The sequence below is a fragment of the Mycobacterium sp. genome, from assembly GCF_032162605.1.
GTDB lineage: Bacteria > Actinomycetota > Actinomycetes > Mycobacteriales > Mycobacteriaceae > Mycobacterium.
This window is the reverse complement of sequence record NZ_JAVROT010000494.1, coordinates 1-7,483: the sequence shown is the minus strand read 5'-3', so window position 1 is coordinate 7,483 and position 7,483 is coordinate 1. Positions and strand designations below refer to the sequence as shown.

The following is a 7,483-nucleotide window of genomic DNA, read 5'->3' as shown; positions in this document are numbered from 1 at the left end:
CGCCGCCCGACACCCCGGTGGCGACCACGCCGGCGCGGGTGCGCACCATGGCCGGGCGCATCCGATCGGTCGACGATCTCGACGCACAGGTCAGCGTGTGCCGCGCGTGCCGTCGCCTGGTGGACTGGCGCGAACAGGTCGCCGTCGAGAAGCGCCGGTCCTACGCCCACGAGCCCTACTGGGGCAGGCCGGCGACCGGCTTCGGGTCGGCGACGCCGCAGATTCTGATCGTGGGTCTCGCGCCTGCCGCGCACGGCGCCAACCGGACCGGACGGGTGTTCACCGGCGACCGCAGTGGCGACTTTCTGTTCGCCGCGCTGTACCGCGCCGGCCTTGCGAGTTCGCCGTTGAGTGTCGACGCCGCGGATGGGTTGGTGCTCAACGACACCCGGGTGGTGGCCGCGGTCCGGTGCGCGCCCCCGGACAACGCGCCGACGCCGGAGGAACGTGCGACGTGCGCGCCTTGGCTGGATGCCGAGTGGCGGCTCGTTCGCGACGACGTTCGGGTGATCGTCGCGCTCGGCGGGTTCGCATGGCGTGTGGCACTGGACACGGTCCGCGCCGGCGGCGGCACCGTCAGCAGACCACTGCCGAAGTTCGGGCATCTGGCGATCGCGCAACTCGGCGACGTCGCACTGATCGGCTGCTACCACCCGAGCCAGCAGAACACCTTCACCGGCAGGCTGACCCCGGCGATGCTCGACGGCGTCTTCACGGCCGCCCGCCGCCTCGCCCGCCCCTAGCGATTTGTGTGCATCCAGCGGCGGTCAGCGCCGGTGAGACTCCACAAATCGGTCGTCGAGGGAACGATCCGCACCCGTCGGCGGTTGAATGTTGCGTGCGACTCTCGGTACTCGACCTCGTCCCAGTCCGCAGCGACCAGAGCACGTCCGCCGCGCTCGCGGCGACGGCCCATCTCGCGCAGACCGCCGACGACCTGGGCTACACACGTTTCTGGGTGGCCGAACACCACAACATGCCCGCGGTGGCGGCGACCAGCCCACCGGTGGTGATCGCCTACCTCGCCGCGCAGACCAAGCAGCTGCGTCTGGGCTCCGGCGGGGTGATGCTGCCCAACCACGCGCCGCTCGCCGTCGCCGAGCAGTTCGCGCTGCTCGAGGCCGCCGCGCCCGGCCGCATCGACCTCGGGATAGGCCGCGCGCCGGGCTCTGACCCGGTGACCTCGATGGCGCTGCGCGGCGCCGCTGGCCGTGACGACACCGACATCGAGAACTTCCCCCAGTACCTCGACGACGTCGCCGCCTTGATGAGCACGACCGGCGTCCAGGTGGCGCTGCGGGGCCGCAGGGAGAACTACGTCCTCAAGGCGACGCCGAACGCCGTAGGCGAGCCACGAATCTGGCTGCTGGGCTCGTCGATGTACTCGGCCCACCTGGCCGCCGCGAAGGGTCTTCCGTACGTCTTCGCCCACCACTTCTCCGGTCAGGGCACCGAGGAGGCGCTCGCCGCCTACCGCTCGGAGTTCCGGCCGAGCGACCTCGCTACCCAGCCCACCACGTTCATGACCGTCAACGCGTCCGTCGCCCCCACCCGTGAGGAGGCCTTGGATCTGATGCTGCCGAACCTTCACATGATGGCGTTCCTGCGGACGGGCGTGCCCCTGCGGGCACTCGACCTGGTGGAGGACGCCAAGGCCCTCGAACTCGGTTACCAGCAGCAGGCCATCGTCGAGTCGGGGCTGGAGAGGGCGATCGTCGGGTCGCCGACGGAGGCGGCCGATCAGGTACGCGCGCTCGCCGAGCACTTCGGTGTCGACGAGGTGATGATCAACCCGGTCGGGTCGGCCTACCGCGGCGTCGATCCGCGCACCGCGCCCGCCCGCGACCAGACCCTCGAACTCCTGGCCAAGGAACTGTTCTAGGGCGTCAACGCGATGATCGGGATCGGCCTCGTCGTGCGCTTCTGGTACCCGTCGTAGCGGTCCGAGTTGTTGTCGTTCACCAGCTTCCACAGCCGCGCATAGTCCGGGTCGTCCGCCCCGATGATCCTTGCCGTGGCGGGCATCCGCTTGGGGCCGATGTTGATCTCGACCTTCGGGTCGGCCTTCAGGTTGAAGTACCACCCCGGCGCCTTCGGATCGCCGCCCTTGGACGCGACGACGTGGTAGGAACCGCCGTCCTCGGCGTAGCTCAGCGAGTTGGTCCGCGCAGCGCCGGTCTTCGCGCCGACGGTGTGCAACAGCAGGATCGGGGCCTGCCCCGGTATCTTGCGTCCGACCCAGCCGTTGGTTTTGCGGTAGATCGCATCGTGGACCTTCAGCAGCGGAAGGCCGAGGTAACGCTCCCACGGCGGCATGTTGCTCATGCGTGTCAGTCTGTCACCTCGGCGTCACGAGTAATGCGGGGATGTCAGCAGAGCCATGAGAGCGGGCAGAGAGTGCGCCGACGGCCATTGCCGCTCACGTGACGCGTCGCGCATCGTGGTGTCTGACATGTCCCGTTCGGCAGGCCCCATCGACGTGCACGCGCACTGGCAGGAGTGTGCCGCGACAGTGGCGGCCGGCTGTTGGGCCTGGGGCTGGTGTCGTTGCACGATGCCGACGCCGCGCGTAAACAGATGGATCGGAGCGCGGCCAGTGACATGGTCCGCGGCATCGCGGTGCCGCCACTGCTCGGAACGGGATCATTCGACGCGGCGCCGATGCACGAGGTGTTGGCGATCGCCGCCGAGCGCGATCTCGGGGTGCTGGTGCATCCGATGCAACTACCGCGGCCCGAGTGGTCGTCGTACTACCTGACCAATCTGGTCGGGAGCCCGGTCGAAACCACCACCGCCGCAGCTGCAACGCCCGGCGCTTCCTCGGGCTCTAGGAGCCGAGTTCGGCCAGCGCGTCGCGCAGGATGCGCCCCGTCGCCTCGCGGTCGGGGTCGCGGCGCACCACGAGCCCCTTCACGAACGACAGCTTGTCGCCGGCCGTGCGGGGTGCCACGTGCAGGTGGATGTGGAAGACGCTCTGGAACGCGGCCTTCCCGTCGTTGATGACGATGTTGTTGCCGTCGGCCGCGAGCGCTGATGTGCGGGCCGCCCTTGCGATGCGCTGGCCGATCCGCACCAGGTCTGCGACGGTCGCCGGGGGCGTGTCGGTCAGGTCGACGGTGTGCACCTTGGGGACGACGAGGACGTGACCGCGAACGATCGGTCTGATGTCGAGGATGGCGAGATAGTCGTCGTCCTCGTAGATGCGAATGGCAGGAGCGTCACCGGCGACGATGGAACAGAACACGCATGACATGGCGCCACCGTAGTAGGCCGGTCTAGACGTTCTGGGCTGCCCACTCGGCCAGACGGCGGTCACGTTCCTCGGCGTCGACCTCCTCGACGCGTGTCATCACCGCCCAGCGCTGGCCGAACGGGTCGACGATCGACGCGAACCGATCGCCCGTGACGAAGGTCTGAAGCTCCTCGCGGATGTTGGCGCCCTCCTCCTCGGCGCGGGCCACTGCGGCGTCGGCGTCGGGGCAGTACAGCACGATCGAGTGGGTGACCGCTTCCTTGCGTCTCACCGCCTCGAGCTTGTAGTCCGGGTTGGGGTCTGACAGCTGCAGACGGCCGGACCCGAAATCGAGTTCGGCGTGCGCGATCGACCCGTTGGGTCCGTCCATCTTCTCCAACAGGGTGGCGCCGAACACCGAGCCGTAGAACTCGATGGCCTCGGCGGCGCCGTCGACGACCAGGAACGGGGTCAGGCTGGTGTAGCCCTCCGGGATTGGTTTCACGTTCATGGCGACCACTCTTTCGGCGGCCGGCGCCTCGATCTTGGAAAAACACGACAACGAATCGCGTGCTACCTTGTCTGTAACGATCCTTACAGAGAAGGGAAGCGCGGTGACCGAGGCCCGAAGCAGGAAACAGCTTCAAGGCGAGAGCTCGCGCGAACTCATCCTGGATGCGACGGAGCGCCTGATGGGCACGCGTGGCTACGCGGCCACGTCCATCAGTGACATCTGCAAGGCCTGCGGTCTTCCTGCCAGCTCCATCTACTGGCACTTCGGGTCCAAGGAGGGAGTACTCGCCGCGGTGATGGAGCGTGGCGCGACGCGCTTCTTCGCGGCGATCCCGCAACGCGGCGAGGCCTCCGGCGTAGAGGATCAATTCGCCGGGACCGCCCGACTGCTGGCGCAACACCCCGACTTCCTGCGGCTGTTCTACCTCCTGTCGCTCGAGCGCAGTGACGACGCCGCCGTCGCCACGCTGGTCCGACACGTCCGTGACACCGCCATCGCCGGATTCCGCAACGCCATCGCGGCACTCGTACCCGTGGGCACGCCCACGGCCAAGGCAGACCGCGTCGTCGACGAACTCACCGCGCTGGCCGTTGCCCTCTCCGACGGCGTGTTCATTGCCGATCACCTCGAACCCGACACGACCGATGTCGAACGGACGTACCGGCGGCTGTTCCAGGCCGTCTCCGCCCTTCTACCGATCCTTCTGGAGGAACAGTGACCACGAGAACGACCACGAGAACGACCACGAGAACCGCCGTCATCACGGGCGCGAATGCCGGCCTCGGCCTCGAGTGCGCGCGGAGCCTATTGGCGAGCGACGACACGTGGCACGTGGTGCTCGCCGTGCGCGATTCAGCGCGCGGCGCCGCCGCGGTCGCCAAACTCGGTGCGCCGCAACGGTGCACGGTCCTGCCCCTGGACCTCGCGTCGCTTCGGTCGGTCCGTGCGTTCAGTGGGCACCTGCATGATGCCGGGCTACCCGCGCTGCGCGCCGTCGTGTGCAACGCGGGGCTTCAGGTGCCAGACGGCACGAAGCTCACCGACGACGGCGTCGAGATGACGTTCGGCGTGAATCACCTCGGCCACTTCGCTCTGCTGCAGGGACTCGTCGCACAGCTCGGACGGCCTGCACGCGTCGTGGTCGTCAGCAGCGGTACCCACGACCCCACCAAGTTCACCGGCATGCCGGATCCGCAGTACACGTCCGCCGAGGAGCTGGCGCATCCGCCCGCCGGGACGTCCGACGAGGGCCGCCGCAGGTACACCACGTCCAAACTGTGCAACCTGCTCTTCGCCTACGAGTTGGACCGCAGGCTTGGGCAAGGGGCGGACGGCGTGTCGGTTACCGCCTTCGATCCAGGCCTGATGCCGGGATCGGGGCTCGCGCGGGACTACGCGCCGTTGGTGAAGTTCGCATGGCGCTATGTCTTTCCCGTCCTTCGCGTGCTGCCCAATGTCAACAGCACCCGCGCCTCCGGCAACCGCCTCGCCGCCCTTGCGGGTGATCCCAAGTTCGACGGCGTCACCGGCACGTACTTCGAGGGAACCAAGCCCATCCGCTCGTCGGTCGACTCCTATGACCGGGCGTTGGCACGGGACCTGTGGGAGACCAGCGAGCGGTTGGTCGATCGTGTACCCGCCTGATGTGTTTCGTAGGGTTGGCGCATGGCGAAGAACGCGCCAGAACTCGGAGTCGTCGGCCGGCCAGCCACCACGTCGGTGTTCGACCTCGACCGGTGGGCCCCATCCGATGAGTCGGCCGTGTGGGTCGAGCACTTCTGGTCCGTCGACTGGGATCTGAGCGGCCAACCTTCTTCCGCGAACACTGTCATCACCTTCCCGGCCATGCACCTCACCCACGAATGGGGCACCGACTCGCCGCGCCACGGCCATCCGCTGCCCAATACCCTCGTACACGGGGTCGTTGAGCGGGTGTTCACCACCACGCTCTCCGGGCGCGGTTCGGTGGTCGGCGCGCGCTTGCGTCCGGGTGGGTTCGCCGCCCGCTTCGGCCGCGACGCGGGCTCGCTCACCGGAACGATTGTCCCGATGGATGGCGAGTTGTTCGGCAGCCCCTTGGTTCTCGACGACGACATCGGTGCCGCGGCGAGCCGCCTCGACGAGGCCATCGCCGCGTACGACGTTGACGTCGACCCCACGTACCTTGCGTTGACGACGCTGCTGGACCGCGTCCGCGAGGACGACCGGATGCGCCGCGTCGAGCAGGTGATGGCGCACTCGCCGTGGAGCACCAGGACCACGCAGCGGGTGTTCCGTCACTACGTCGGCGTTCCGGTGAAGTGGGTGTTGTGTCGCTACCGCCTGCAGCACGCCGCGCTGGAGATCGAGATCGACTCGTCAGTCGACGTCGCCGACCTCGCCGTCAGGCTCGGCTGGTACGACCAGGCCCACTTCATCAACGACTTCCGCTCGATGCTGGGATGTACGCCAGGGGAATACGCCACGAGGCACGGCTAGCTCATTACTCTCAGGCACGTGGACCCTCGCGATCTCGCCTACACCGGTGCGGCCGAACAGGCCCGCCTGCTCGCTGCAGGCACCGTCACCGCGCCCGCCCTGCTGGACGTCTATCTCGACAGAATCGCTCGGTTCGACCGTGAACTGCGTTCGTACCGAGTGGTTCTCACCGATTCCGCGCGCCGGGAGGCGGCGGCCGCCCAGGACCGTCTCGACGCCGGGGAGCGACTGCCGCTGCTCGGCGTCCCGATCGCCATCAAGGACGACACCGACGTCGCGGGCGAGGTGACCACCTACGGCAGCAGCGCGCACGGTCCGGCCCGCACCGACGACGCCGAAGCGGTGCGACGCCTGCGCGCTGCAGGTGCCGTCATCCTCGGCAAGACGTCGGTACCGGAGCTGATGATCTGGCCGTTCACCGAAACCTTGACGTTCGGGGCGACCCGCAATCCGTGGAACACCGACTTCGCGCCCGGCGGCAGTAGCGGTGGCAGCGGAGCGGCCATGGCCGCGGGGCTGGCCGCGTTGGCGCTCGGTTCCGACGGCATGGGATCGATCCGGATCCCGTCGACGTGGGGTGGGCTGTTCGGAATCAAGCCGCAGCGCGACCGGGTGCCGCTGGCGCCTCATGACGGCGCGTGGTGCGGGTTGAGCGTCTACGGCCCGATCGCCAGGACCGTAGAGGACGCGGCGCTGTTCCTCGACGTCACCACCGCGCCGCCCGCACCGGCCGCCGGTTTCGTGGCGGCGGCGGCGCGGGCGCCGGGGCGGCTGCGGATCGCGTTGAGCACCAAGGTGCCACCCCCGATGACTGCGCGAGTCGGCAGACGGCAGCGCGCCGCGGTCCGGGAGGCCGGAGCACTGCTGCGCGAACTCGGGCACGACGTCATCGAGCGCGACCCCGACTATCCGCCGAGCGCGGTGTACGCCCAGGCGCTGCCGCGGTACTTCCGAGGCGTGTACGACGATGCGCGGGCGCTGCCGCGGCCCGAGCGACTCGATCGTCGTACTCGCGCGTTCGCCAGGATCGGGGGCCTGGTGTCCGAGCGGCGCTTGGCGTCGATGCGCGCAGCGGAGGCCGGCGTCACCGCCCGCGTAAACACGATCTTCGACGACGTGGACATCGTCATCACGCCGGGCACGGCGACCGGACCGTCGCGCGTCGGCGCCTACCAGCGTCGCGGCGCGATCCCCACGCTCGCGTTGGTGGCGGGCCGGGTGCCGTTCCAGGCCATGTTCAACGTGACGGGCCAACCCGC

At 68.8% G+C, this 7,483-nt stretch carries 9 protein-coding genes; 6 read left to right on the top strand and 3 right to left on the bottom strand.

The window, feature by feature from the left end:
• The coding region (locus QOI01_RS27555) for a uracil-DNA glycosylase (RefSeq protein ID WP_526386334.1) at positions 1-743 on the top strand (743 nt) is incomplete at its 5' end.
• Between the two features lie 95 nt (positions 744-838).
• Positions 839-1,882: an LLM class flavin-dependent oxidoreductase gene (locus QOI01_RS27550; RefSeq protein WP_526386333.1), complete on the top strand. Its 1,044-nt coding sequence runs from the start codon at positions 839-841 to the stop codon at positions 1,880-1,882.
• On the opposite strand, the gene QOI01_RS27545 is transcribed toward QOI01_RS27550, so the two are convergent.
• The 3 genes from QOI01_RS27545 to QOI01_RS27535 form a co-directional block, all read right to left on the bottom strand.
• On the bottom strand, positions 1,879-2,325 hold the full coding sequence (locus QOI01_RS27545; RefSeq protein ID WP_526386332.1) for a nitroreductase family deazaflavin-dependent oxidoreductase: 447 nt from the start codon (positions 2,323-2,325) through the stop codon (positions 1,879-1,881). The genes QOI01_RS27550 and QOI01_RS27545 overlap by 4 nt on opposite strands.
• A 502-nt stretch (positions 2,326-2,827) precedes the next feature.
• A complete protein-coding gene (locus QOI01_RS27540; protein WP_526386331.1) occupies positions 2,828-3,253 on the bottom strand; it encodes an HIT family protein in 426 nt (141 codons plus the stop codon).
• Positions 3,254-3,275: 22 nt separating this feature from the next.
• The gene (locus QOI01_RS27535; RefSeq protein WP_526386330.1) at positions 3,276-3,743 is read right to left on the bottom strand and encodes a VOC family protein; all 468 of its coding nucleotides are present in this window, start codon (positions 3,741-3,743) and stop codon (positions 3,276-3,278) included.
• Positions 3,744-3,846: 103 nt separating this feature from the next.
• On the opposite strand from QOI01_RS27535, the gene QOI01_RS27530 reads away from it, so the two are divergent.
• The 4 genes from QOI01_RS27530 to QOI01_RS27515 form a co-directional block, all read left to right on the top strand.
• Positions 3,847-4,464 carry a TetR/AcrR family transcriptional regulator gene (locus tag QOI01_RS27530; protein WP_526386329.1) on the top strand — a complete coding sequence of 206 codons (618 nt, stop codon included), beginning with the start codon at positions 3,847-3,849 and terminating at the stop codon, positions 4,462-4,464.
• Entirely contained in the window at positions 4,461-5,390 is a 930-nt protein-coding gene (locus tag QOI01_RS27525; protein ID WP_526386328.1) for an SDR family NAD(P)-dependent oxidoreductase, read from the top strand. The genes QOI01_RS27530 and QOI01_RS27525 overlap by 4 nt, the downstream gene beginning before the upstream one ends.
• 21 nt (positions 5,391-5,411) lie before the next feature.
• Positions 5,412-6,224, top strand: coding sequence for a helix-turn-helix domain-containing protein (locus tag QOI01_RS27520; RefSeq protein ID WP_526386327.1), 813 nt, complete (start codon positions 5,412-5,414; stop codon positions 6,222-6,224).
• A gap of 18 nt (positions 6,225-6,242) precedes the next feature.
• Positions 6,243-7,483, top strand: a 1,241-nt coding sequence (locus QOI01_RS27515; RefSeq protein WP_526386326.1) for an amidase, incomplete at its 3' end; no start/stop codon positions are given.